Genomic DNA, 22701 nt, shown 5'->3' with positions numbered 1-22701 from the left:
CATATCGACGCTGCCCCGCGCCCCTTACGAGCGCCGGTGCGGGTGGCGGGTCAGCTTGTAGCCGCCGATGGCCGCGAGCGCGCAGAGTACGGCGCCGCCGACCGTCCAGCCCCAACGGCCGGACCACCAGCTGCCGTTCCAGCCGCTGTCGGGCTCGGCGAGAGCCGCCGCGTGGAGCGGCTTGCCCAGTTCGCCGCCCTCGGCGTGGGCCCCGCCCATGTCCTCGGACGTGGCCTGGACCTCCGCCTTCACGGGCAGTCCGAGGTCGCGGTCGGGCGCGTCGGTGACGGTGAGCCGCACGTAGTACGCGCCGGGCAGCGGGTCGTTGGACCAGCGCTCGGACCAGGGGCGAACCGTGCGCAGCGTGCAGGTAAGGGCCACGGTGGCGGCCTGCTGCCCGGCGGTCGCGGCCTGCTCGCCCGCGGTGCAGGCCTGGCGGCGGCGCAGTCCGTCGTAGACGTCGAGGCGCCAGGTGGCGGCGCCGCTGCGGGTGGCCGCGTCGGGCAGGGTGACGGTGGCCTTCACCGTCGGCCGCTGCCCGGCGCCCGCCGGGAACTGCCAGTAGAGGTAGTCGCCCGTGGAGCCGTTGGCCGTGGCCTTCTGCCCCTGTTCGATGGCGACGGCGGTACGGAAGGCGGTACCGGCCTCATTGGGGGCGTCGTCGGCGACGGCCGTGGTGGCCGGGGCGAGCAGGGCCGCGCCCGCGAGCAGGACGGCGGTCAACGCGCGTTTCATCCGCATCAGTTCTCCCTCCACACAGCGATGCGCCAGCGGGCCAGCCAGCCCCACAGCAGGCCGGCGAGCAGTCCGGTCAGGCCCAGCACCAGCAGCAGCACCCAGCCGCGGCCGAGGCCGAAGGCGGCCAGGTCGGAGGGGTCGTCGGGCCCCTTGACCACGTCGACGGCCAGTTCCACCGGCAGTCCGGGGTCACGCTTGACGGAGGCGGGCGCGGAGAAGGAGTTGGAGACCTCCACGCAGACGGTTCTCGGCTGCTTGTCGTTCCCGTCCTCCGCTACGGGGTAGCGCAGTCCTGAGGCCATCACATCGGTGCGGCCGCTGCCCGCGTCGCTGCCGCGCACGAGTTCCTGCCCGTTCTCGCCCATCGCGCGGACCAGTACACCGTAGTCCCGGTCGACGGCGCGGTCGGCGCCCACGCTCGCCGCGAAGCGCAGCTCCTGGCCGGGCTTGACCTTGACCTTGTAGACGCGGTGCTGGGAGAAGGTCTCCCGGTCGGTCCAGATGCCGGCGCCGATCTCGGGCGCGGTCCGGCACTCCTCGGTGCCCGAGACGGGCTTGGGCGTCTCGACGGGCGTGTCCGCCCGCTTCACGAGCTGCTTGATGCGGCCGGAGAGCTCCTTGCGGTGCCGCACGGTGGTGTACGTGCCGCCGGTGGCCTCGGCGATGCAGCTCAGCTGCTCGCGGGTCTTGTCGTCGGAGGCGAGGCCGAGGGTGTCGATGGTCAAGTGCGTGCCCTTGGCGGCGAGTTCGCGGGCCACGTCACAGGGGTCGGGCAGGCCGCAGGAGTCCTCGCCGTCGGTGATGAGCACGATCCGGCGCGTTCCGCCGTCCGTCCCGAGGTCCTGGTCGGCGCCGCGCAGGGCGAGGCCGATGGGCGTCCAGCCGGTGGGCTGGAGCCCGGCCACGGACGCCTTGGCGTCGGCCTTGTCCACATTGCCGACGCGGTACAGCTGCTGGCTGTCGCGACAGCCGAGCGTCTTGTCCTCACCGGCGTAATTGGCACCGAGCGTGCGGATACCGAGCCGGACACCGGCCGGCACCGAGTCGATGACCTCGTTGAACGCCTCCTTGGCGGCCACCATGCGCGACTGCCCGTCGATGTCCGTCGCACGCATCGAGCCGCTGACGTCGAGGACCAGCTCGACCTTCGGCGAATCCTTCGAGGGCCCGTCCGCGGCGTTCGCCGGGGTGACGCCCAGGGCCAGGGCGGCGAGCAGGGCACAGGCCCCCGCCGCCAGCCGTTTTCTGATGATCATCCAAAGGATCCTAGTGCCCCCGAGGGGGGCCGTCGCCGGCGTACCGGCGCATGACAAAGGCGAGGAACGCAACCATTCCTCGCCATGTTCAACATATAGCGCACTGGGGGCCTTGCCGCAAGGCCCCGGTCATACCGCACAATCACCGACCGAAGCCCGGAACTGCGGAAATGAGATGTGTGATGATCGACGTGATCGTGGTCGGCGGCGGACCGACCGGCCTGATGCTGGCCAGTGAGCTGCGGCTGCACGGGGTACACGTGGTCGTTCTCGAGAAGGAGACGCAGCCCGCCAGGATGGTCCGCGCTCTGGGCCTGCACGTGCGCAGCATCGAGGTGATGGACCAGCGCGGCCTGCTGGACACCTTCCTCGCGAACGGCACGAAGTACGAACGGTTCCCCGGTTTCTTCGCCGGCATCGGCAAGCCGTGGCCCGAGCGGATGGACACGGCGCATTCGTACGTCCTCGGCATACCGCAGACCATCACCGACCGCCTGCTGGAGGAGCACGCCACCGCGGCCGGTACCGAGATCCGGCGCGGCTGCGAGGTGATCGGGCTGAGCCAGGACGAGGACGGGGTGACCGTCGAGCTGGCTGACAGCACACGACTGCGCTCGCGCTACCTCGTCGGCTGCGACGGCGGCCGCAGCACGGTCCGCAAGCTCGCCGGCGTCGCCTTCCCCGGCGAGCCCAGCAGGGTCGAGACGCTGCTGGGCGAGATGGAGGTGACCATGCCGCAGGAGGAACTGACCGCGGTGATGACCGAAGTCCGCAAGGTCCAGAAGCGGTTCGGCTTCATGCCCCTCGGGGACGGTACGTTCCGCGTCATCGTGCCCGCCGAGGGGGTGGCCGAGGACCGCGCGGTCCCGCCGGCCTTCGAGGAGTTCAAGCGGCAGCTGCGGGCGACCGCCGGGACCGACTTCGGCGTGCACTCGCCGCGCTGGCTCTCCCGGTTCGGCGACGCCACCCGGCAGGCCGAGCGCTACCGGGTCGGCCGGGTGCTGCTGGCCGGCGACGCCGCGCACATCCACCCGCCGACCGGCGGGCAGGGCCTCAACCTCGGTGTCCAGGACGCGTTCAACCTCGGCTGGAAGCTGGCCGCCGCGGTGGCCGGCTGGGCCCCCGAGGGCCTGCTGGACAGCTATCACGCCGAACGGCACCCGGTGGGCGCCGCCGTGCTGGACAACACGCGTGCGCAGATGCTGCTGATGTCCACCGAGGCGGGTCCCCAGTCCGTACGACGGCTGGTGTCGGAGCTGATGGACTTCGAGGAGGTGAACCGGTACCTGATCGAGAAGATCACCGCGATCGGCGTCCGCTACGACTTCGGCGACGGCCACGAGCTGCTCGGCAAGCGGATGCGGGACGTGCGGCTGAAGGGGGGACGCCTCTACGAGCTGACGCGCGGCGGCCGCGGACTGCTCCTCGACCAGACCGGCCGGCTCTCGGTGGAGGGCTGGGCGGACCGGGTCGACCACGTCGTCGACGTCAGCGAGGAACTGGATGTGCCCGCGGTGCTGCTGCGGCCGGACGGGCACGTGGCGTGGGCCGGTGAGGACCAGCAGGAGCTGATCGCTCACCTGCCGAAGTGGTTCGGCGCGCCCGTCGGCTGAAAGCGCGGCTCCGGGCCGGAGTGCTGGTGCGCTCCGGCCCGGAGCCGGCCGGCTCAGTCGTCCCCGCCCTCCAGGTTGCCCTCCGTCTCCAGGAAAAGCTGTCGCAGCGCTTCCAGCGTCTCCGCGTCCGGCTTGGCCCACATGCCGCGGCTCTCGGCCTCCAGGAGGCGCTCGGCGATGCCGTGCAGGGCCCAGGGGTTGGCCTCCTCCAGGAAGGCGCGGTTCTCCGGGTCCAGGGCGTAGGTCCGGGCGAGCTTGTCGTACATCCAGTCGGGGACGACGCCGGTGGTGGCGTCGTAGCCGAAGAGGTAGTCGACGGTGGCGGCGAGTTCGAAGGCGCCCTTGTAGCCGTGGCGGCGCATCGCCTCGATCCAGCGGGGGTTGACCACACGGGCCCGGAAGACGCGGGACGTCTCCTCGACGAGGGTGCGGGTGCGGACCGTCTCGGGGCGGGTGGAGTCGCCGATGTACGCGGCGGGTGCGGTGCCCTTGAGGGCCTTGACCGTGGCGACCATGCCGCCGTGGTACTGGAAGTAGTCGTCGGAGTCGGCGATGTCGTGTTCGCGGGTGTCGGTGTTCTTGGCCGCGACCGCGATGCGCTTGTAGGCCGTCTCCATGTCCTCGCGGGCCGGGCGGCCCTCCAGGCCCCGGCCGTAGGCGTAGCCGCCCCAGACCGTGTAGACCTCGGCCAGGTCGGCGTCGGTGCGCCAGTCACGGCTGTCGATGAGCTGGAGCAGACCGGCGCCGTACGTACCCGGGCGGGAGCCGAAGATACGGGTGGTGGCGCGCCGTTCGTCGCCGTGGGCGGCGAGGTCGGCCTGGGCGTGGGCACGGACGAAGTTCTGCTCGTCCGGCTCGTCGAGGGCGGCGACGAGCCGCACGGCGTCGTCCAGTAGGCCGATGACGTGCGGGAACGCGTCACGGAAGAAGCCGCTGATGCGCAGGGTGACATCGACGCGGGGACGGCCCAGCTCGGCCGGGGAGATCGGCTCCAGGCCCGTGACGCGGCGCGACGCCTCGTCCCAGACCGGGCGGACGCCCAGCAGCGCCATGGCCTCGGCCACGTCGTCGCCCGCCGTGCGCATGGCGCTCGTGCCCCACAGGGACAGGCCCACGGACTCGGGCCAGTCGCCGTTGTCCGTGCGGTAGCGCTCCAGGAGGGAATCGGCGAGGGCCTGGCCGGTCTCCCAGGCGAGCCGGCTGGGGACGGCCTTGGGGTCGACGGAGTAGAAGTTGCGGCCGGTCGGGAGGACGTTGACGAGGCCGCGCAGGGGGGACCCCGACGGGCCGGCGGGGACGCATCCGCCGTTCAACGCGTGGACGGCGTGGTCGAGTTCGTTCGTCGTCGCGGCCAGGCGAGGGACGACCTCGCGGGCGGCGAAGTCGAGGACGGCCGAGACAGCGTCGGTGCCCGGCACCGTGGGTTGTGCCCACCCGTCCCGCAGGGCGGGACGATTGCCCACAACGGTGGCCACCGCGGTCGGGTCCCAGCCCGCCGCCTCCATGGCCTCCACCAGGGCCCGGGCCTCCGCCTCCGCCTCGTCCGCCGTGGTGCGGGTGGCCGCCGACTCGTCGAGGCCGAGGGCCTCGCGCAGGCCCGGCAGGGCCGTCGTGCCGCCCCAGATCTGGCGGGCGCGCAGGATCGACAGGACCAGGTTGACGCGGTCGGCACCGGCCGGGGCGGCGCCCAGGACGTGGAGGCCGTCGCGGATCTGGGCGTCCTTCACCTCGCAGAGCCAGCCGTCGACGTGGAGGAGGAAGTCGTCGAAGCCGTCGTCGTCGGGGCGCTCCTCCATGCCCAGGTCGTGGTCGAGGCGGGCGGCCTGGATGAGGGTCCAGATCTGGGCGCGGATCGCGGGGAGCTTGGCCGGGTCCATCGAGGAGATCTGGGCGTATTCGTCGAGGAGCTGCTCCAGGCGCGCGATGTCGCCGTAGGAGTCGGCGCGGGCCATGGGCGGCACGAGGTGGTCGACGAGCGTGGCGTGGGCGCGGCGCTTGGCCTGGGTGCCCTCGCCGGGGTCGTTGACGAGGAACGGGTAGACCAGGGGCAGGTCGCCGAGGGCCGCGTCGGGGCCGCAGGCGGCGGACAGGCCGGCGTTCTTGCCGGGCAGCCACTCCAGGTTGCCGTGCTTGCCCAGGTGGACCATCGCGTCGGCGCCGAAGCCGCCGTCCTCCTGGGAGGCGGCGATCCAGCGGTAGGCGGCGAGGTAGTGGTGCGAGGGCGGCAGGTCGGGGTCGTGGTAGATGGCGATGGGGTTCTCGCCGAAGCCGCGCGGCGGCTGGATGAGGATCAGCAGATTGCCGCGGCGCAGGGCGGCGAGGACGATGTCGCCCTCGGGGTTGCGGCTGCGGTCGACGAACATCTCGCCGGGCGCCGGGCCCCAGTGCTCCTCGACGGCCTCGCGCAGCTCGGCGGGGAGCTGCTCGTACCAGCGCTTGTAGTCGGCGGCCGGGATGCGGACGGGGTTGCGGGCCAGCTGCTCCTCCGTCAGCCAGTCCTGGTCGTGGCCGCCCGCGTCGATGAGGGCGTAGATGAGCTCGTCGCCGTCGCCGGACGCGAGGCCGGGGACCTCTTCCGTGCCGAAGTCGTAGCCCTCCTCGCGCAGCCGGCGCAGCAGGGCGACGGCGCTGGCGGGGGTGTCGAGGCCGACGGCGTTGCCGATACGGGAGTGCTTGGTGGGGTACGCGGAGAGGACGAGCGCGAGCCGCTTCTCGGCGGCGGGGATGTGGCGGAGGCGGGCGTGGCGTACGGCGATGCCCGCGACGCGGGCGGCGCGCTCGGGGTCGGGGACGTAGGCGGGCAGGCCGTCCGCGTCGATCTCCTTGAAGGAGAAGGGGACGGTGATGATGCGGCCGTCGAACTCGGGCACGGCGACCTGGGTGGCGGAGTCGAGCGGGGAGAGTCCCTCGTCGTTCTCCTCCCAGGCCTTCCGGGTGCCGGTCAGGCAGAGGGCCTGGAGGATCGGCACGTCGAGGGCGGCGAGCGCGCCGGCGTCCCAGGACTCGTCGTCGCCCCCGGCGGAGGCGTCGGCGGGCCGGGTGCCGCCGGCGGCGAGGACGGTGGTGACGATGGCGTCGGCGTCGCGCAGGGCGTCGATCAGCTCGGGCTCGGGGGCGCGCAGCGAGGCGACGTAGAGCGGCAGGGCGCGGGCGCCCGCGTCCTCGACGGCGCCGCAGAGGGCCTCGACGAAGGCGGTGTTGCCGCTCATGTGGTGGGCGCGGTAGTAGAGCACGGCGACGAGCGGGCCGGACGCGCCGGGCTTGGGGGTGCGCTCCAGCGCGCCCCACGCGGGGGCGGGGGCCGGCGGCTCGAAGCCGTGGCCGGTGAGCAGCACGGTGTCGGAGAGGAAGCGGGCCAGCTGTTCGAGGTTGGCGGGGCCGCCGTGGGCGAGGTAGGCGTGGGCCTCGGCGGCGATGCCGACGGGGACGGTGGACGCCTCCATCAGCTGGGCGTCGGGGGCCTGTTCGCCGGTGAGGACGACGACGGGGCGGGGGCCGGCCAGGAGCTGGTCGAGGCCCTCCTGCCAGGCGCGCAGACCGCCGAGTAGGCGCACGACGACAAGGTCGGCGCCCTCCAGGAGCGCGGGGAGTTCCTCGAGCGCGAGCCGGGCGGGGTTGGCGAGCCGGTACGGGACCGGGCCGCCGGCCGAACGGGCGCTGAGCAGGTCGGTGTCGGACGTCGACAGAAGCAGGATCACGGCATGCCTTCCTCGGGGTCCGCGCCCCGGGCGGTGGGAGGACGGCAGGAGTTCCTGACTCACCTGGCATCGCTGCCGGGCACACAGTGGCGGGACCGTGCCGGGATCACACCGGCTTCCTCCCCTGTCGCCGTCGCTGGCGCTGCCATAGTAGCCATGCGGGGTGGGCCTCCAGGAGGGGAAGATGCCCCTGACCCGCCCTTTCGTCGTTTCCGAGCAGGGCTTCGCCCCCCGCGCGCCCCCTCCCGCCCCGTCCCGCCCCCTTGTCCGCGCTGACTCGCGTCGTCCTCAACGCCGGACGGGCCACTTCCACCCCCGGTCGGTATGCTCGCCGCCATGCCCACTCCCCCCGAACCCCCTGGTCGCGAGCGCGGCGATGCCTGTCCCGGCGCGCTGCGGCTGCACGCCGCGGACGACGGGGCACTGGCCCGCGTACGGCTGCCGGGCGGACTGCTGACGGACCGTCAGGCGAGCGCACTCGCCGACGCCGCCGACGACTTGGGCGACACCCGCCTCGACCTCACCTCCCGCGGCAACGTCCAGCTCCGCGGCCTCGCCGACGGCTGCGGCGCCGCCCTGGGCGCGCGGCTGCGGGAGGCAGGTCTGTTGCCGTCGGACCGGCACGACCGCATCCGGAATGTCGCGGCTTCTCCCCTGTCCGGCCTGGATGGAAAGGGCTTCTCGGACATCCTGCCCTGGGTGCGGGAACTCGACCGGCTGCTCTGCGCGTCGGACGATCTCACGGACCTCTCGGGCCGTTTCCTCTTCGGCCTCGACGACGGCCGGGGCGACATCACGGCCCTCGTACCCGATGTGACATTGATCGCAACCGGCGACGGCCGCCAGGCCCTCCTGTGTTTCGGCCCCGGCCCCGACGCCCTGCGCGTCGCCGCCCAGGACGCGCCGCGCGCGGCCGTTCTGGCGGCCCGTGAGTTCCTCGCGGTGCTGTGCGAGAGCGGCGGGAAGGCCTGGCGCGTCCGCGAACTGGCCCCCGGGCTGCGGCCGAGCACGGAGCGGCTCGCGGCCCGGCTGGCGGCGGCCGGCATCGGCTCCGCGCCCGTACCGCGCGCCGCGCTCCCCCTCGGCTCCCCGCCCGCGCCCGGCGCGGTCCAGGGGCCCGGCGGGCGGTGGGCCGTGTCGGTGGCCGCGCCCCTGGGCCGGTTCTCCTCCGCCCAGTGGCGGCTCCTCGCCCGTACCGCCGGCCAGGACGGCGACGGCGAACTCCGCGTCACCCCCTGGCGCGGCGTCGTCGTCCCGGGGCTCACCGCCCCGGTGGCCGCGGCGCGCCTCGCGGCGCTCGCGGACGCGGGTCTGGTCACCTCCGCCGCCTCCCCCTGGCACGGCGCGGGCGCCTGTACCGGCCGGCCGGGGTGCGTCAAGTCCCTCGCGGATGTACGGGCCGACGCGACCGCCTCCCTGGAGGCCGCGCGCCCTGGCAGCGCCGGGACGCTGCCCGTGTACTGGTCCGGGTGCGAACGGCGCTGCGGCCACCCCGGCGGCCGGTGGGTCGACGTCCTGGCGACCGGCGACGGCTACCGGATCGCCGTACGACGGGAGGCGGAGGACGAGACGGTCACGGCGCCCGCGGTGACGACCGTGACGACCGCCGCCGACCTGGCCGACGCGGTCACGGCGGCGCGAGACGCACGCCCCGACGCACACCCCGACACACACCCCACAGAGACGACGTCGCCCGACGGCCCCCGCGACTGAACGGGCCACGGCGGCGGCACCACGGCAGCAACACCCACGCAGAACCAGCGACATGCACCACCCAGCGAGCGAGGGCACAGTGTTCGACTACGACAAGGACGGCGCGTCCATCTACCGCCAGTCCTTCGCCACCATCCGCGCCGAGGCGGACCTCGGCGGGCTGCCGCCCGACGTCAGCAGGGTCGCGGTCCGCATGATCCACGCCTGTGGGATGACCGACCTGGTCCAGGACCTCGCGTACTCACCGGCGGTCGTGGCCCGCGCCCGGGAGGCGCTGCTCGCGGGCGCGCCGATCCTGTGCGACGCGAACATGGTCGCCAGCGGCGTCACCCGCAAGCGGCTGCCCGCCGGCAACGAGGTGGTGTGCACCCTCGCCGACCCGGCCGTGCCGGAGCTGGCGCGGCGCATGGGCACGACCCGCAGCGCGGCGGCGCTGGAACTGTGGCGCGACAGGATGGAGGGCGCGGTGGTCGCCGTGGGCAACGCCCCCACGGCGCTGTTCCGCCTCCTGGAGATGATCCAGGAGGGCGCGCCGCGCCCGGCCGCCGTGCTGGGCATCCCGGTCGGCTTCATCGGCGCGGCGGAGTCGAAGGACGCCCTGGCCGATAGCCCGCTGGGGCTGGAGTATCTGGTGGTGCGGGGCCGGCGCGGCGGCAGCGCCATGGCCGCGGCCGCGATCAACGCGATAGCGAGCGAGGAAGAGTGAACGAGAAGCCCATGCCCACCGGGCGGCTGTACGGGGTGGGGCTGGGGCCCGGCGACCCCTCGCTGCTGACCGTACGGGCCGTCGAGGTCATCGCGTCGGCGGACGTCGTCGCCTACCACAGCGCCCGGCACGGGCGGAGCATCGCGCGCTCCATCGCCGAACGCCATCTGCGCCCCGGCCAGATCGAGGAACCGCTGGTCTATCCGGTGACGACGGAGACCACCGACCACCCCGGCGGCTACCGGGGCGCGCTGGAGGAGTTCTACGAGGAGGCCGCGGCCCGGCTCGCCGCGCACCTGGACGCCGGGCGCGTGGTGGCGGTGCTCGCCGAGGGCGACCCGTTCTTCTACAGCTCGTACCAGCACATGCACAAGCGGCTCGCGCACCGCTATCCGACGGAGGTCGTACCGGGGGTGACGTCGTTCAGCGCGGCGTCCGCCCGGCTGGGCAGGCCGCTGGTGGAGGGCGAGGAGACGCTGACGATCCTGCCGGGCACGCTGCCCGAGGAGGAGCTGACCGCGCGGCTGGCCCAGGCCGACTCCGCCGTGGTGATGAAGCTCGGCCGGACGTTCCCCACGGTGCGGGGGGCGCTGGAGCGCTCGGGGCGGCTGGCGGAGGCGCGGTACGTCGAGCGCGCGACGATGAGCGGGGAGCGCACGGGCCGGGTGGCGGACATCGACCCGGAGTCGGTGCCGTACTTCTCGATGGCCGTGCTGCCGAGCCGGGTCGCGGGTGTCCCTTCGGACGCGCGTATGGATGCCGGTGCGGACGCCCGTACCGATGCCGAGACGGACGTCGCCGTCCAGGAGGCCGTCCTGGGGAACGACGCCGCCCCCGGCGAAGTCGTCGTCGTCGGCCTCGGCCCGGCCGGCCCGTTGTGGCTGACGCCCGAGGCCCGGGGCGCGCTGGCCGCGGCGGAGGACGTCGTCGGCTACACCACGTACGTGGACCGGGTGCCCGTACGGCCGGGGCAGCGCCGGCACGGCTCGGACAACAAGGTGGAGTCGGAACGCGCCGAGTTCGCCCTCGACCTGGCCCGGCAGGGCCACCGCGTCGCGGTGGTGTCCTCGGGCGACCCGGGTGTCTTCGCGATGGCCTCCGCCGTGCTGGAGGTCGCCGCCGAGGACCCCTATCGCGAGGTCCCGGTCCGGGTGGTCCCCGGGATGACCGCCGCCCACGCGGCCGCCGCCCGCGCGGGCGCCCCGCTGGGCCACGACTACGCCGTCGTCTCCCTCTCCGACCGGCTCAAGCCGTGGGAGGTCATCGCCGGCCGGCTGCGCGCGGCGGTCGCGGCCGACCTGGTGCTGGCCCTCTACAACCCCGGTTCCCGCAGCCGCCTCTGGCAGGTCGGCGCCACCCGCGATCTGCTCCTGGAACACCGCGCCCCGGACACCCCGGTGGTCGTGGCCCGTGACGTGGGCGGCCCCGAGGAGTCCGTGCGCGTCGTCCGCCTCGGCGAACTGGAGCCCGCCGAGGTCGACATGCGCACGCTCCTCATCGTCGGCTCCACCCAGACGCGCGTGGCGCAGCGGGGCGAGGGCGGCGCGGAGCGGATCGTCTGGACGCCGCGCCGCTACCCGGAGGGATGACGGTCGTGCCCGGGGCGGCGCACGCCGCGCCGGGCACGCCGCCCGCGCACCGGACGTTCGCCGTCTTCGCGCCCTGACGGCGCCGCTCCGCTCTCCCCGGCACCGGGACGGCCGCCGCCCTGGCCCACCTGCGGCGCGGCGGCCACGTCTCCCTCGGCGTACGGGCGGACGTGCAGGCCGCGTACAACGGCGCGGTCCAGGAGGCGCTGAGCACGACCGTCCACAACTCCGGCGGCTGATCCGCCGGCTGATCCGGTTCGACCCGGCGGCCTACGCGTGGTCCGCGCCCGCGCCGGCGGGTGGGCCACCGCCACCGTGTGCCGGACGGTCCCCTCCGCGCCGGCCGGGTCACCGTCCGCCGGGGGTCTCCCGCAGCCACGCCGCCGCCTCCGCCGGGCCCGGCACCTCCGGCACCCCCTCCGGTACCGGTGGCCGGCGGACCACCACCACCGGGACGCCCGCCTCGCGCGCGGCGGTCAGCTTCGCCGCCGTCGCCGCCGCGCCGCTGTCCTTCGTCACCAGCACGTCGATCGCATGGCGCCGCAGCAACTCCCGCTCGCCGTCGAGCGTGAACGGGCCCCGGTCGAGGAGGACCTCCATGCGCGGGGGCGCCGGCGGCTCGGGGGCGTCCACGGAGCGGACCAGGAACCACTTATCCTCAAGGTGCGCGAAGGCGCCCAGGCCCATCCGGCCCGTGGTCAGGAACACCCGCTCGCCCATCGCCGGCAGGGCCCGTGCCGCGTCGGCCAGGGAGGCGACGTCACGCCAGTCGTCGCCCGGCCCCGCCACCCAGCCGGGACGGCGGACGGCCAGCAGGGGCACCCCGACCGCGGCGGCGGCCCGCGCCGCGTTGAAACTGATCGTGCCGGCGAAAGGATGGGTGGCGTCGATGAGCGCGGCCACCTGCTGCTCACGCAGCCAGTGGGCGAGGCCCTCGGGGCCTCCGAACCCCCCGATCCGCACCTCCCCCGCCGGCAGCCGCGGCGCGGCGACCCGCCCCGCGAGCGAGCTGGTGACCCGGAGCGCCGGGTCGGCGGCCAGTTCTTCCGCGAGCCGTCGCGCCTCGGTCGTACCGCCCAGGATGAGGATGTGGCGCTCGGCGCCGGCGTTCACGATGCGATGCCCTTCCGTCGTCGTCCGGTCGTCGGCCCAGCCTACGGGCGGGGGCCGGCATGGCTGACGGCACGGCCACCGGAGGACGCGCCGCCCAGCTCCAGCACACCGGGATGCGGCACGGCTGGACGACGGGCGCCTGCGCCACCGCCGCCACCACGGCGGCGTACACAGCGCTGCTCACCGGCGATTTCCCCGACCCCGTGGGGATCACGCTGCCCAAGGGGCAGACCCCGGCCTTCGCACTCGCCGCGGAGCGGCTGGACGAGGACGGGCGCGCCGCCATGGCCGCGATAGTCAAGGACGCCGGTGACGATCCGGACGTCACCCACGGCGCGCTGATCCGGGCCACGGTACGGCTGCTGCCGGCCGGTTCGGGTGTGGTCTTCCGGGCCGGACCGGGCGTCGGCACGGTCACCCGGCCCGGGCTGCCGCTGGCCGTGGGCGAGCCTGCCATCAACCCCGTGCCCCGGCAGATGATGCGCGACCACGTCGCCGAGGTCGCCGCCCGGCACGGCGGCACGGGGGACGTCGAGATCGAGGTGTCCGTCGACCACGGCGAGGAGATCGCCCGGTCCACCTGGAACCCGCGCCTGGGCATCCTCGGCGGGATCTCCATCCTGGGCACGACCGGCATCGTCGTCCCCTACTCCTGCTCGGCGTGGATCGACAGCATCCGGCGCGGCGTGGACGTGGCCCGCGCGGCGGGCCGTACGCACGTGGCGGGGTGTACGGGATCGACGTCCGAGAAGGTCGCGGTGGCCGTGCACGGGCTGCCCGAGGACGCGCTGCTGGACATGGGCGACTTCGCGGGGGCGGTGCTCAAGTACATCCGCCGCCACCCGGTGGACCGGCTGACCGTCGCGGGCGGCTTCGCCAAGCTCTCCAAGCTGGCCGCCGGCCACCTCGATCTGCATTCGGCCCGCTCGCAGGTGAACAAGGAGTTCCTGGCGGAACTCGCCCGGCACGGCGGCGGTGACGACGCGCTCGCGGCCGCCGTCACCGGCGCCAATACGGGCCTGGAGGCGCTGCGTCTGTGCGAGGCCGCGGGCGTCCCCCTCGGCGATCTCGTCGCCGTGACCGCCCGCGACGAGGCGTTGGCCGTGCTGCGCGGGGCGCCCGTCGCGGTCGACGTCATCTGCATCGACCGCGCGGGCGAAATCGTGGGCCGAGCGGGCCCGAAGGGCCCGTAAGGGGCGCAGGGAACTGCGCGGCCCGGCCTACTTGGCCGCCGTACCGCAGAACGCCCCCTCAAACATGTTCTCGAACGGCGGCGACTGCTCCAGCCAGTCACCGTTGATGTTGAAGGCAAGCGCGTTCTTGCCGTCGCGAGTCACAGCCGCGCCGGACAGCGAGCCCCAGACCACCCCGTCGTGGCCCCAGACGGTCGTGCCGCAGGTGAGCGCGCGGGACATGATGCCCAGGCCGTAACGGAACTGCTGCCCCGTGTCCACGGTCGTGAGCATCTCGTCGAGCTGCTTGCGCGGCAGGAGCCTGCCCTGGAGCAGGGCGCTGTAGAAACGGTTGAGGTCGCCGCCGGTGCTGACCACCTCGCCCGTCGCCCCGGACCAGGAGGGGCGGTACTCGGTGGCGTCGTGGATCTCCGGGCCGGGGTTCTGGACGTAGAGCTTGGAGTAGCCCACCGGGTGCGGGGAGGGCAGCTTGGGGTCGGTGCCGGGGAAGGTGGTCTCCTTCAGACCCAGCGGCTTGACGATGCGGCGCTCGATCTCGCTCGCGTAGGGCTTCCCGGTGACCTTCTCGATGACCATTCCGGCGAGGACGAAGCCGGTGTTGGAGTAGGTCCAGCCCTGGCCCGGCGCGAAGTCGGGCTTGTGCCGGAGGCCGATCGCGACGATCTCCTGGGGCGTCTTGACGTCGTAGCGGTGCTGGAGGAAGCCGGGGCCGTTCATGGCCTTGTCCCACTCCTCGGTCGACACCATGTCGTGGACACCGCTGGTGTGGTTGAGGAGCTGACGGATCGTGATCTTGTTGCCGTCGTAGCCGTTGCCCTGGACGACGCCGGGCAGCCATCGTTCCACGGAGTCGTCCAGGCTCAGCCTGCCCTCGGCCTCCAGCTGGAGCAGGGTGGTGGCGACGAACGTCTTGGTGATGCTGCCCGCCCGGAAGTGGTCGGCGGCGGTCCGCTTCCGCTCGCTGCCGGTGTCGGCGTAGCCGGACGTACCGAACCAGGTCCCCTTGGGCGTACGGGTCTCGGCGGCGACGCCCGGCATCCCGGCCGCGACGAGGCCGTCGAGGGCGCGCTGCGTCGCGGCGCGGTTGTCGCCCCGCTCCCCCGCCGGGGCCGCGGCGCCGGCGGGCCCGGCCGCGACCGTGCCGCCGACGACGGCGACGGCCGCGGCGAGCGCGACGAGCCGGCCGCGCTTCTTCGTTGTGTGCTTCCGCATGGATTCCCCCCTTGGAATTGCGCGGTCCGGCCGACCGCCACATGATCATTCCAAGGTGAGCACACCATGCGATATGTGGCTATGACCGATCACACATCCGGTTTCACCCGGTTCGGGTGACCGGCTCCTGGAGCTCCGTGACCCATCCGGCCGGGTCGCCCTGGCCGTACGCGAGGTACACCTCGCGCGCGTAGCCCGTCGAGCGGTAGCCGTTGGCGTCGATCCAGCGGGCCAGGGCCTGGGCCGTGGGCATCACGTCGGCCATGGGCCCGTGGTGCACGACGGCCGCCACCATCGGCATGGCCGGCAGCTCGGTGATCTCGACTCCGCCGCCGCGCGCGGCGGCGGGAACGGGCAGCCCGGCGTGGACCATGACACCGTCGCCGTCGGGCGCGTCCTCGTACCACATGACCGACGGGCCACCCGTCGGCTCGATCCCCGCCGTCTCCAGCAGGCCGCACAGTTCCTCGAAGAGCCGGTCGGCGACCGGCCCGATCGCCTCCGGGCCGAAGCTCGCCACCCGTGCGCTCAGTTCCGCGACCCGGACGGCCGGCGTGCTCTTGACCACCACGTCGTCGGTGCTCATCTGTCCCTCGCTCTCGATCGTGCGGAGCCTCGCCTCGACCCGCGCCAGCCGGGCCGCTGCCGCCGCGGCGGCGGCCTCCAGCTCGGCACGGCGCAGTCTCAGCATCCCGCGCAGCTCCTCGGCGCTCACCTCGTCGTCCACGATCGCCTGGACCTGCTGGAGGGTGAATCCGAGGTCCTTGAGGGCGATGACGCGGTTGAGGCGGGCGAGCTGTCCGGCCTCGTAGAAGCGGTAGCCGCTGTACGGGTCGACACGGGCGGGGCGCAGCAGTCCGATGGCGTCGTAGTGGCGCAGCATGCGGATGGACACGCGGCCGTGGCGGGCGAAGTCTCCGATGGTGAACATGATGAGTTCAGTTACGGGCCTGACACTGTGGCAGGGTCAAGCGCTCAGTCGTTCAGCGGTCGGTCGTTCGCGTCGTCCAGGACCGTCCGGCCGCAGCGGTCCCGGTCCCGTTCGGCGGAGTACAGGAAGCTGTCGGGGAACTGGCCGGCGGCGAGGGCGCGGCCGACGAGGATGACGGCGGTGCGGACGACGCCGGCCTCCTTCATCTGTCCGGCGATGCCGGCGAGGGTGCCGCGCAGCACGATCTCGTCGGGGCGGCTGGCCATGGCGACGACGGCGGCCGGGCAGTCGGCGCCGTAGTGCGGGAGGAGTTCGGCCACGACGCGGTCGGCGTGGCGGGCGGCGAGGTGGAGGACGAGCAGGGCGCCGCTGCGGCCGAGGGTGGCGAGGTCCTCGCCGGGGGGCATGGGGGTGGCCCGCTGGGCGACGCGGGTGAGGATGACGGTCTGGCCGACGGTGGGCACGGTCAGCTCGCGGCCGAGGGCGGCCGCGGCGGCGGCGAAGGCGGGGACGCCGGGGACGATCTCGTAGGGGATGCCGTGGGCGTCGAGGCGGCGGATCTGCTCGGCGACGGCGCTGAAGACGGCGGGGTCGCCGGAGTGCAGCCGGGCCACGTCCTGGCCGGCCTCGTGGGCGCGGACGAACTCGGCGGTGATCTCGTCGAGGTCGAGGCGGGCGGTGTCGACGAGCCGGGTGCCGGGCGGGCACTCGGCGAGGAGCTCCGTGGGGACGAGGCTGCCGGCGTAGAGACACACGCCGCACCGGGCGAGGGTCCGGGCGCCGCGCACGGTGATGAGATCGGCGGCACCGGGCCCGGCACCGATGAAGTACACGGTCACAAGAGACCTCCTGACGTTTCGGGGTAATCGGGCGGGAGGGCGGGCGAAATCCGTGCCGAAGGCGCGGGCACCGTCACGGCCGTACGACGGCCCACTGCGTAACCGGCATAGCCGACCGCCACCCGGTGAACCCACCCACGGGCGCGGCACGCGAAACCGCCAGCCGCACGAGCTCTCCCCCATGGGCGCGGTACCACTCCCCCAGCAACGCCTCCGACTCGAGCGTCACCGTATTGGCCACCAGCCGCCCCCCGCGCGGGAGCGCCTCCCAGCAGGCTTCCAGCATCCCAGGAGCCGTGAGCCCGCCACCGATGAACACCGCGTCCGGCGTCGGCAGCCCGGCGAGCGCGTCCGGCGCGGCGCCGGTGACGACGCGCAGTCCGGGCACCCCGAGCGCCTCCGCGTTGCGCGCGACGCGCGCGGCCCGCACCGGATCGCGCTCGACGCTGACGGCCCGGCAGGAGGAGTGGGCGCGCATCCATTCGATGCCGATGGAGCCGGAGCCCCCGCCGACGTCCCAGAGGAGTTCGCCGGGCGAGGGGGCGAGCGCGGCGAGCGTCACGGCGCGTACGTGGCGCTTCGTCAGCTGGCCGTCGTGGTCGAAGGCGTCGTCGGGCAGACCGGGGGTGAGCGGCAGCCGGGGCGCGCCGGGGGCACGGCGGCAGTCGACGGCGATGACGTTGAGCGGGTCGCCGACGGGGTGCGGCCAGTCGTCCGCCGTGCCCTCGACGCGGCGTTCGCGGTCGCCGCCGAGTTGTTCGAGGACGGTGAGCGGGCTCGGCCCGTAGCCGCGCTCGCGCAGCAGCGCCGCGACCTCGGCGGGTGTTTCCGCGCCCGCGCTGAGGAGCAGCAGCCGGCGGCCGTCGTGGAGGGCGGCGGTGAGTGCCGCGAGCGGGCGGCCGACGAGGCTGACGACCTCTGTGTCATGCAGCGGCCAGCCGAGCCGGGCGCAGGCGTAGGAGGCGGAGGAGGGGTGCGGGAGGACGTTCAGCCGTTCCGCGCCGACGATTTCGGCGAGCGTGCGGCCGATGCCGAAGAACATGGGGTCGCCGCTGGCGAGGACGCAGACGCGCCGCCCCTCGTGCGCGGCGAGCAGGCCGGGGACGGCGGGGCGCAGGGGGGAGGGCCAGGCGACGCGTTCGCCGGGGCACTCCCCGGGCGGCAGCAGGCCGAGCTGGCGCGGGCCGCCGATGATCACCTCGGCGTGGCGCAGGGCCTCCCGGGAGGCGGGGGCGAGGCCGGGCCAGCCGTCCGCGCCGATGCCGACGACCGTCACGGGGGCTGGGGTCACAGGGCTTCTTCCCTCGGAGAGTCGGTGATCAGGAGCACCGGAACTCTACTGACCTGCGGTGACGGGGGGCACGGCCGGGGACCTTGCCGATCCTTGTTGCATAGACTATGCAATTACGAATCAGAAGCAGAAGGAGCAGGCCGTGGCGCGTTCGCCGGTGGTGCTGGGTATCGAGTCGTCCTGCGACGAGACCGGCGCCGGTCTCGTCCGGGACGGAAGGCTGCTGGGCCACGCGGTGGCGTCCAGCATGGACGAGCACGCGCGCTTCGGCGGCGTCGTGCCGGAGATCGCGGCCCGCGCGCATGTGCACGCCGCCGCGCCCGTGGTGCGGGCGGCGCTGGCGGACGCGGGGCTGGCCATGGGCGACATCGACGCGGTCGCGGTGACGACGGGCCCAGGGCTCTCCGGCGCCCTCCAGGTCGGGGTCGCGGCGGCGAAGGGCATCGCCTACTCGCTGGGCGTACCGCTCCACGGCGTGCACCACCTGGCCGGGCACGTGGCCGCCGACACCCTGGAGCACGGCCCGCTGCCGAACCCCTGCATGGTGCTGATCGTCTCCGGTGGTCACACCTCGCTGCTGCTGGTCCGGGACCTGGCCCGTGACCCGATCGTCCATCTCGGCGACACGCTCGACGACGCGGCCGGCGAGTGCTTCGACAAGGTCGCGCGGGTCTTCGGGCTGCCGTACCCGGGCGGCCCGGCCGTCGACCGGGCCGCGCGCGAGGGCGACCCGCGCGCGGTCCCCTTCCCCCGGCCCCTGACCGGGCCGCGCGACGATCCGTACGCGTTCTCCTTCTCGGGGCTGAAGACGGCCGCCGCCCGCTGGGCCGAGCAGCACCGGCAGGCGGGGCTGCCGCTGCCCGTCGCGGACGGCGCGGCCTCCCTCCAGGAGGCGATCGCCGACGTGCTCACCCGCAAGGCCGTCGCCGCGTGCGCCGGGCACGGCGTGGGCACGCTCGTCGTCGTCGGCGGCGTGGCCGCGAACTCCCGGGTGCGGGCGCTGGCGCAGTCGCGCTGCGATGCTGCGGGCATCGAGCTGCGCGTACCGCCGCTGCGGCTGTGCACCGACAACGGCGCGATGATCGCCGCCGTCGGCGATCTGCTGGTGCGGGCGGGGGCCGAGCCCGCGCCGCTCGATGTGTCCGTCGACCCGTCCGCGCCCCTCACATACGCGGCCCTCCACCCCGTGGCCCGGCCCGCCCGAGCCACCCGGTCCGTCCGAGCCGCCTGACCCGTCCGGAGCCCCCTGTGCGTACCGCCGACATCCGCAGCCGCTTCCTCGACTTCTTCGCCGGGCGTGGCCACACCGTCGTCCCCAGCGCGCCGCTGCCGACGCCCGACCCGACGCTGCTGTTCGTCAACGCGGGCATGGTGCCCTTCAAGCCGTATCTGACGGGCGAGGCGGCGCCGCCGTGGCCGCGCGCGACCAGCGTGCAGAAGTGCGTGCGGACGCTGGACATCGAGGAGGTCGGCAGGACCACCCGGCACGGCTCGTTCTTCCAGATGAACGGCAACTTCTCCTTCGGGGACTACTTCAAGGAGGAGGCCATCGGCTTCGCCTGGGAGCTGTCCACCGCGCCGGTGGCGGACGGGGGTTACGGCCTCGACCCGGACCGCGTCTGGGTCACCGTCCACCACTCCGACGACGAGGCCGCGGCGATCTGGCGGCGCGTGGCCGCGCTGCCCGAGGAGCGGATCGTCCGGCGGGGCGACGAGGACAACTTCTGGTCCATGGGCGTCCCCGGGCCCTGCGGCCCCTGCTCGGAGCTCTACTACGACCGGGGCCCCGCCCTGGGCCGCGCGGGCGGCCCGGCCGTGGACGAGGACCGGTACATGGAGTTCTGGAACCTCGTCTTCATGCAGTACGAGCGCGGCGAGGGCACCGGGAAGACCGGCTATCCGATCCTCGGCGAGCTTCCCCGCCGCAACATCGACACCGGCATGGGCCTGGAGCGCATGGCCACCCTCCTCCAGGGCGTCGACAACCTCTACGAGATCGACGAGACCCGGCCCGTCCTCGACCGCGCCGCCGAACTCACCGGCGTACGCTACGGCGCCGACCACCGGGCGGACGTACGGCTGCGCGTCGTCGCCGACCACGTCCGCACGGCCCTGATGCTGCTGGCCGACGGCACCGCCCCCGGCAACGAGGGGCGCGGCTATGTACTGCGGCGCGTCCTGCGCCGGGCCGTGCGCTCGGTACGGCTGCTGGGGTACCAGGACCCGGCGCTGCCGGAGCTGCTCCCCGCCGCGCGGGACTGCATGAGGCACAGCTATCCGGAGGTGGCCGAGGAGTTCGGCCGCATCTCCCAGCAGGCGTACGCCGAGGAGGACGCCTTCCGCGCCACCCTCCGGCAGGGCACGACCGTCCTCGACACGGCGGTCGCCGAGGTCAAGGCCGAGGGCGGCCGGCTGCTGCCGGGTCCGAAGGCGTTCCTGCTCCACGACACCTACGGCTTCCCCATCGACCTCACCCTGGAGATGGCCGAGGAACAGGGCGTCGAGGTCGACCGCGAGGGCTTCACCGCCCTGATGGCCGAACAGCGCGAGCGCGCCCGCGCCGACGCCCGCGCCCGCAAGTCGGGCGGCGCGCTCGACACCTCGGCGCTGCGGACGGTGCTGGACGCGCACGGGCCGACGGACTGGCGGGCGTACGACGGGCTGGAGACGGAATCCCGCGTCCTCGCCCTGCTGGGCCCGTCCGGCCCGCTGACGTCCGTACGCACCGGCGAGATCGCCACGGCCGTCCTGGACCGCACCCCCTTCTACGCCGAGTCGGGCGGCCAGGACAGCGACGCGGGCGCGCTGACGGGCGCGTCGGTCGAGACCGAGGTCCTCGACGTCCAGCGCCCCCTGCCGGGCCTGATCGTCCATCAGGTGCGGGTCACGGCGGGCGAGCTGGCGGTCGGCGACACCGTACGGGCCGCCGTGGACCCCGAGTGGCGGCTTGGCGCGCGGCAGGCGCACTCCGGCACCCACATCCTGCATGCGGCCCTGCGCCAGGTCCTCGGCCCGACGGCCCTCCAGTCCGGCTCGTACAACCGGCCCGGTTATCTGCGCCTGGACTTCCCCTGGCGCGGCCCCCTCGGCCCGGCCGCGCGGAGCGAGGTCGAGGAGGCGGCGAACCGCGCGCTGCGCCGGGACCTGCCGGTGGAGGTGCGCTGGATGCCGCTGCCCGAGGCCAAGGAGATCGGCGCCCTCGCCCTCTTCGGCGAGACCTACGGCGAGCGGGTACGGGTCGTGGAGATCGGCGGCCCGTGGTCGCGCGAGCTGTGCGGCGGCACCCACGTGGAGCACTCCTCGCAGGTCGGCGTCGTGGCCCTCACCGGCGAGTCCTCGGTGGGCGCGGGCATGCGCCGGCTGGAGGCGGCGGTCGGCTTCGAGGGCTTCGGCTACCTGGCCCGCGAACGCGACCTGGTCTCCCGGCTGGCCGAACAGCTCCAGGCACCCCGAGCACAACTGCCCGACCGTGTGGCGGTGTTGCTGGAGCGGCTGAAGTCCGCCGACCAGCGGGCGGAGGAACTGCGGCGGCGCGCCGCGCTGGAGCGCGCGGCGGAGCTCGCCGCGGCCGCGACCGATGCCCACGGCACGCTCGTGGTCACGGCGACGGCCGAGGGCGACGCGCGCGCCCTGGCCCTGGCGGTACGCGACCGCCTGCCCAAGGACCGCCCGGGCGTCGCCGCGATCGGCGCGCCGGCAGACGGCGGCCGAGCGGTCCTGACGATCGCCCTCAACGCCGCCGCCACGGCCGCCGGCCTGTCCGCCGCCACGCTGGTCAAGACCCTCCTCGGCGGCCGCGGCGGCGGCACGGCGGAGCTGGCCCAGGGCGGTGGCGTCCCGGCGGAGTCGCTACGGGCGACGCTCGACGGGGTGCCGGGGCTGCTGGCGGGGCGGTGACGTCCGCACGGGACCGGGGCCGGCTTGCTCGTCGGGGTGGCAAGGGAAAGGGTGGCAAGGGAAAGGATCGGCAGGCCGTGTCGGTACGAGCGGCCGGCGATGCGCGAGAAGGACAGAGTGGGGGGCGGAATGAGCGAGCACGGCCGGCGGCGGCGTCACCGCACGGTGGACCGGGTCGTCTGGATCCTGGAGGCCGCCGCGCGGGCGCCGGACGGGGTGACCGTGGCCGAGTTGGCGCGGACGGTCGGGGCGCCGGCCAGCTCGGTGCAGGATCTGGTCAACGGCCTTGTCGCCACCGGTTTCCTGCTGGAACAGCACCGGCGCTTCAGGCTCGGGCCCGCCCCGCACGTCCTCAACCTCATCGCCGGACGGGTCGTCCCGCGGATCAGTCAGGCCGAGCTCGGCGAAATGAGCCGCGTCGCGGGTACCCCGGTGCTGCTCACGGTGCGGGTCGGGCTCGACGCCGTGTACGTCGCGCGCGGCGGCGAGGACCACATTCCCCGCCTCGTGCCGCTCGCCGACCGGCACGTCGCCCGGCCGCTGCTGCGCACCGCCGCGGGCCGTCTGCTGCTGGCCTTCACCGACGAGGCGGAGCGCCGGGGGCTGCTCGACGAGCTCGCCCGCCACGATCCCGAGGCGGTCGCCGAGTTCCGCACCGCTCTTCCGGCGATCCGCGCGTCGCGGATCAGCCGTAGCGAGGGTCTCGCCGACCCCGAGGTCAGCGCGCTCGCGATCCCCGTCACCGACGGCCCCGTCGTCACGGGAGCCCTCGCCCTGATGCACCGACGCCGCGGCCGCTCGGAGCGGCTGCTCCTGGACCGTGCGGCGGCCCGGCTCCTCGCGCACATCCAGGAGAGCCGGATGTGACGTCCGCATCGATTCACGGATATCCGTGAATCCGGGCGCTCGTGC

Annotated in this window: 16 protein-coding genes and 1 riboswitch; of the genes, 8 read left to right on the top strand and 8 right to left on the bottom strand. The window is 74.2% G+C overall.

Features of this window, described 5'->3' with window-relative positions; genetic code table 11:
* Positions 1-24 precede the first annotated feature (24 nt).
* Both RM609_RS09685 and RM609_RS09680 read right to left on the bottom strand, forming a co-directional pair.
* Positions 25-741 (bottom strand): hypothetical protein, encoded by a 717-nt coding sequence (locus RM609_RS09685; RefSeq protein WP_311609591.1) that lies wholly within the window; start codon positions 739-741, stop codon positions 25-27.
* Positions 741-1994, bottom strand: a complete 1254-nt coding sequence (locus RM609_RS09680) for a VWA domain-containing protein (protein WP_311609589.1) — start codon at positions 1992-1994, stop codon at positions 741-743. Before RM609_RS09680 ends, RM609_RS09685 begins: the two co-directional genes overlap by 1 nt.
* Before the next feature lie 182 nt (positions 1995-2176).
* On the opposite strand from RM609_RS09680, the gene rox reads away from it, so the two are divergent.
* Positions 2177-3607 carry a rifampin monooxygenase gene (gene rox, locus RM609_RS09675; protein WP_311609587.1) on the top strand — a complete coding sequence of 477 codons (1431 nt, stop codon included), beginning with the start codon at positions 2177-2179 and terminating at the stop codon, positions 3605-3607.
* A gap of 53 nt (positions 3608-3660) precedes the next feature.
* Here rox and cobN read toward each other — a convergent pair whose 3' ends face one another.
* Complete coding sequence (gene cobN / locus RM609_RS09670; RefSeq protein WP_311609585.1) at positions 3661-7305, bottom strand: cobaltochelatase subunit CobN; 3645 nt, start codon at positions 7303-7305, stop codon at positions 3661-3663.
* Between the two features lie 29 nt (positions 7306-7334).
* Positions 7335-7467: riboswitch (cobalamin riboswitch) on the bottom strand.
* Between the two features lie 162 nt (positions 7468-7629).
* On the opposite strand from cobN, the gene cobG reads away from it, so the two are divergent.
* The 3 genes from cobG to RM609_RS09655 are packed head-to-tail and all read left to right on the top strand — an operon-like array spanning position 7630 to position 11313.
* Entirely contained in the window at positions 7630-9018 is a 1389-nt protein-coding gene (gene cobG / locus RM609_RS09665) for a precorrin-3B synthase (RefSeq protein WP_311609584.1), read from the top strand.
* 52 nt (positions 9019-9070) lie between these two features.
* Positions 9071-9724 carry a precorrin-8X methylmutase gene (locus RM609_RS09660; RefSeq protein ID WP_311609583.1) on the top strand — a complete coding sequence of 218 codons (654 nt, stop codon included), beginning with the start codon at positions 9071-9073 and terminating at the stop codon, positions 9722-9724.
* 11 nt (positions 9725-9735) lie between these two features.
* Positions 9736-11313, top strand: a complete 1578-nt coding sequence (locus RM609_RS09655) for a precorrin-2 C(20)-methyltransferase (RefSeq protein ID WP_311609708.1) — start codon at positions 9736-9738, stop codon at positions 11311-11313.
* A 348-nt stretch (positions 11314-11661) separates the two neighbouring features.
* Here the strand turns inward: RM609_RS09655 and RM609_RS09650 are convergent, their stop codons facing one another.
* Entirely contained in the window at positions 11662-12426 is a 765-nt protein-coding gene (locus RM609_RS09650; RefSeq protein ID WP_311609582.1) for a cobalt-precorrin-6A reductase, read from the bottom strand.
* 59 nt (positions 12427-12485) lie between these two features.
* Between RM609_RS09650 and RM609_RS09645 the strand changes: the two genes are divergently transcribed.
* Positions 12486-13619, top strand: a complete 1134-nt coding sequence (locus tag RM609_RS09645; RefSeq protein ID WP_311609580.1) for a cobalt-precorrin-5B (C(1))-methyltransferase — start codon at positions 12486-12488, stop codon at positions 13617-13619.
* A gap of 27 nt (positions 13620-13646) precedes the next feature.
* On the opposite strand, the gene RM609_RS09640 is transcribed toward RM609_RS09645, so the two are convergent.
* From RM609_RS09640 to cbiE, 4 genes are all read right to left on the bottom strand, one after another.
* Positions 13647-14831 carry a serine hydrolase domain-containing protein gene (locus RM609_RS09640; protein ID WP_311609579.1) on the bottom strand — a complete coding sequence of 395 codons (1185 nt, stop codon included), beginning with the start codon at positions 14829-14831 and terminating at the stop codon, positions 13647-13649.
* Positions 14832-14934: 103 nt separating this feature from the next.
* Positions 14935-15762: a MerR family transcriptional regulator gene (locus tag RM609_RS09635; RefSeq protein WP_311609578.1), complete on the bottom strand. Its 828-nt coding sequence runs from the start codon at positions 15760-15762 to the stop codon at positions 14935-14937.
* Between the two features lie 44 nt (positions 15763-15806).
* Positions 15807-16601 carry a precorrin-4 C(11)-methyltransferase gene (gene cobM / locus RM609_RS09630; protein WP_311609577.1) on the bottom strand — a complete coding sequence of 265 codons (795 nt, stop codon included), beginning with the start codon at positions 16599-16601 and terminating at the stop codon, positions 15807-15809.
* 73 nt (positions 16602-16674) lie between these two features.
* Positions 16675-17892, bottom strand: coding sequence for a precorrin-6y C5,15-methyltransferase (decarboxylating) subunit CbiE (cbiE, locus tag RM609_RS09625; RefSeq protein WP_311609576.1), 1218 nt, complete (start codon positions 17890-17892; stop codon positions 16675-16677).
* A gap of 142 nt (positions 17893-18034) precedes the next feature.
* Here cbiE and tsaD point away from each other — a divergent pair, with 142 nt between their 5' ends.
* From tsaD to RM609_RS09610, 3 genes are all read left to right on the top strand, one after another.
* Positions 18035-19123, top strand: a complete 1089-nt coding sequence (gene tsaD, locus RM609_RS09620; protein ID WP_311609574.1) for a tRNA (adenosine(37)-N6)-threonylcarbamoyltransferase complex transferase subunit TsaD — start codon at positions 18035-18037, stop codon at positions 19121-19123.
* Between the two features lie 17 nt (positions 19124-19140).
* Entirely contained in the window at positions 19141-21789 is a 2649-nt protein-coding gene (gene alaS / locus RM609_RS09615; RefSeq protein WP_311609572.1) for an alanine--tRNA ligase, read from the top strand.
* A gap of 129 nt (positions 21790-21918) precedes the next feature.
* Entirely contained in the window at positions 21919-22656 is a 738-nt protein-coding gene (locus RM609_RS09610) for a helix-turn-helix domain-containing protein (RefSeq protein ID WP_311609570.1), read from the top strand.
* Positions 22657-22701 lie beyond the last annotated feature (45 nt).

This window comes from Streptomyces hesseae (assembly GCF_031845785.1).
Taxonomy (GTDB): domain Bacteria; phylum Actinomycetota; class Actinomycetes; order Streptomycetales; family Streptomycetaceae; genus Streptomyces; species Streptomyces hesseae.
This window is presented reverse-complemented; position numbering and strand designations above follow the sequence as displayed.

Bases quoted from the DNA above. Each gene is read 5' to 3' on its own strand.
- RM609_RS09685 (WP_311609591.1), bottom strand. From the start codon at position 741: ATGCGGATGAAACGCGCGTTGACCGCCGTCCTGCTCGCGGGCGCGGCC.
- RM609_RS09680 (WP_311609589.1), bottom strand. From the start codon at position 1,994: ATGATCATCAGAAAACGGCTGGCGGCGGGGGCCTGTGCCCTGCTCGCC.
- rox (WP_311609587.1), top strand. From the start codon at position 2,177: ATGATCGACGTGATCGTGGTCGGCGGCGGACCGACCGGCCTGATGCTG.
- cobG (WP_311609584.1), top strand. From the start codon at position 7,630: ATGCTCGCCGCCATGCCCACTCCCCCCGAACCCCCTGGTCGCGAGCGC.
- RM609_RS09660 (WP_311609583.1), top strand. From the start codon at position 9,071: ATGCACCACCCAGCGAGCGAGGGCACAGTGTTCGACTACGACAAGGAC.
- RM609_RS09655 (WP_311609708.1), top strand. From the start codon at position 9,736: ATGCCCACCGGGCGGCTGTACGGGGTGGGGCTGGGGCCCGGCGACCCC.
- RM609_RS09645 (WP_311609580.1), top strand. From the start codon at position 12,486: ATGGCTGACGGCACGGCCACCGGAGGACGCGCCGCCCAGCTCCAGCAC.
- RM609_RS09640 (WP_311609579.1), bottom strand. From the start codon at position 14,831: ATGCGGAAGCACACAACGAAGAAGCGCGGCCGGCTCGTCGCGCTCGCC.
- RM609_RS09635 (WP_311609578.1), bottom strand. From the start codon at position 15,762: ATGTTCACCATCGGAGACTTCGCCCGCCACGGCCGCGTGTCCATCCGC.
- RM609_RS09610 (WP_311609570.1), top strand. From the start codon at position 21,919: ATGAGCGAGCACGGCCGGCGGCGGCGTCACCGCACGGTGGACCGGGTC.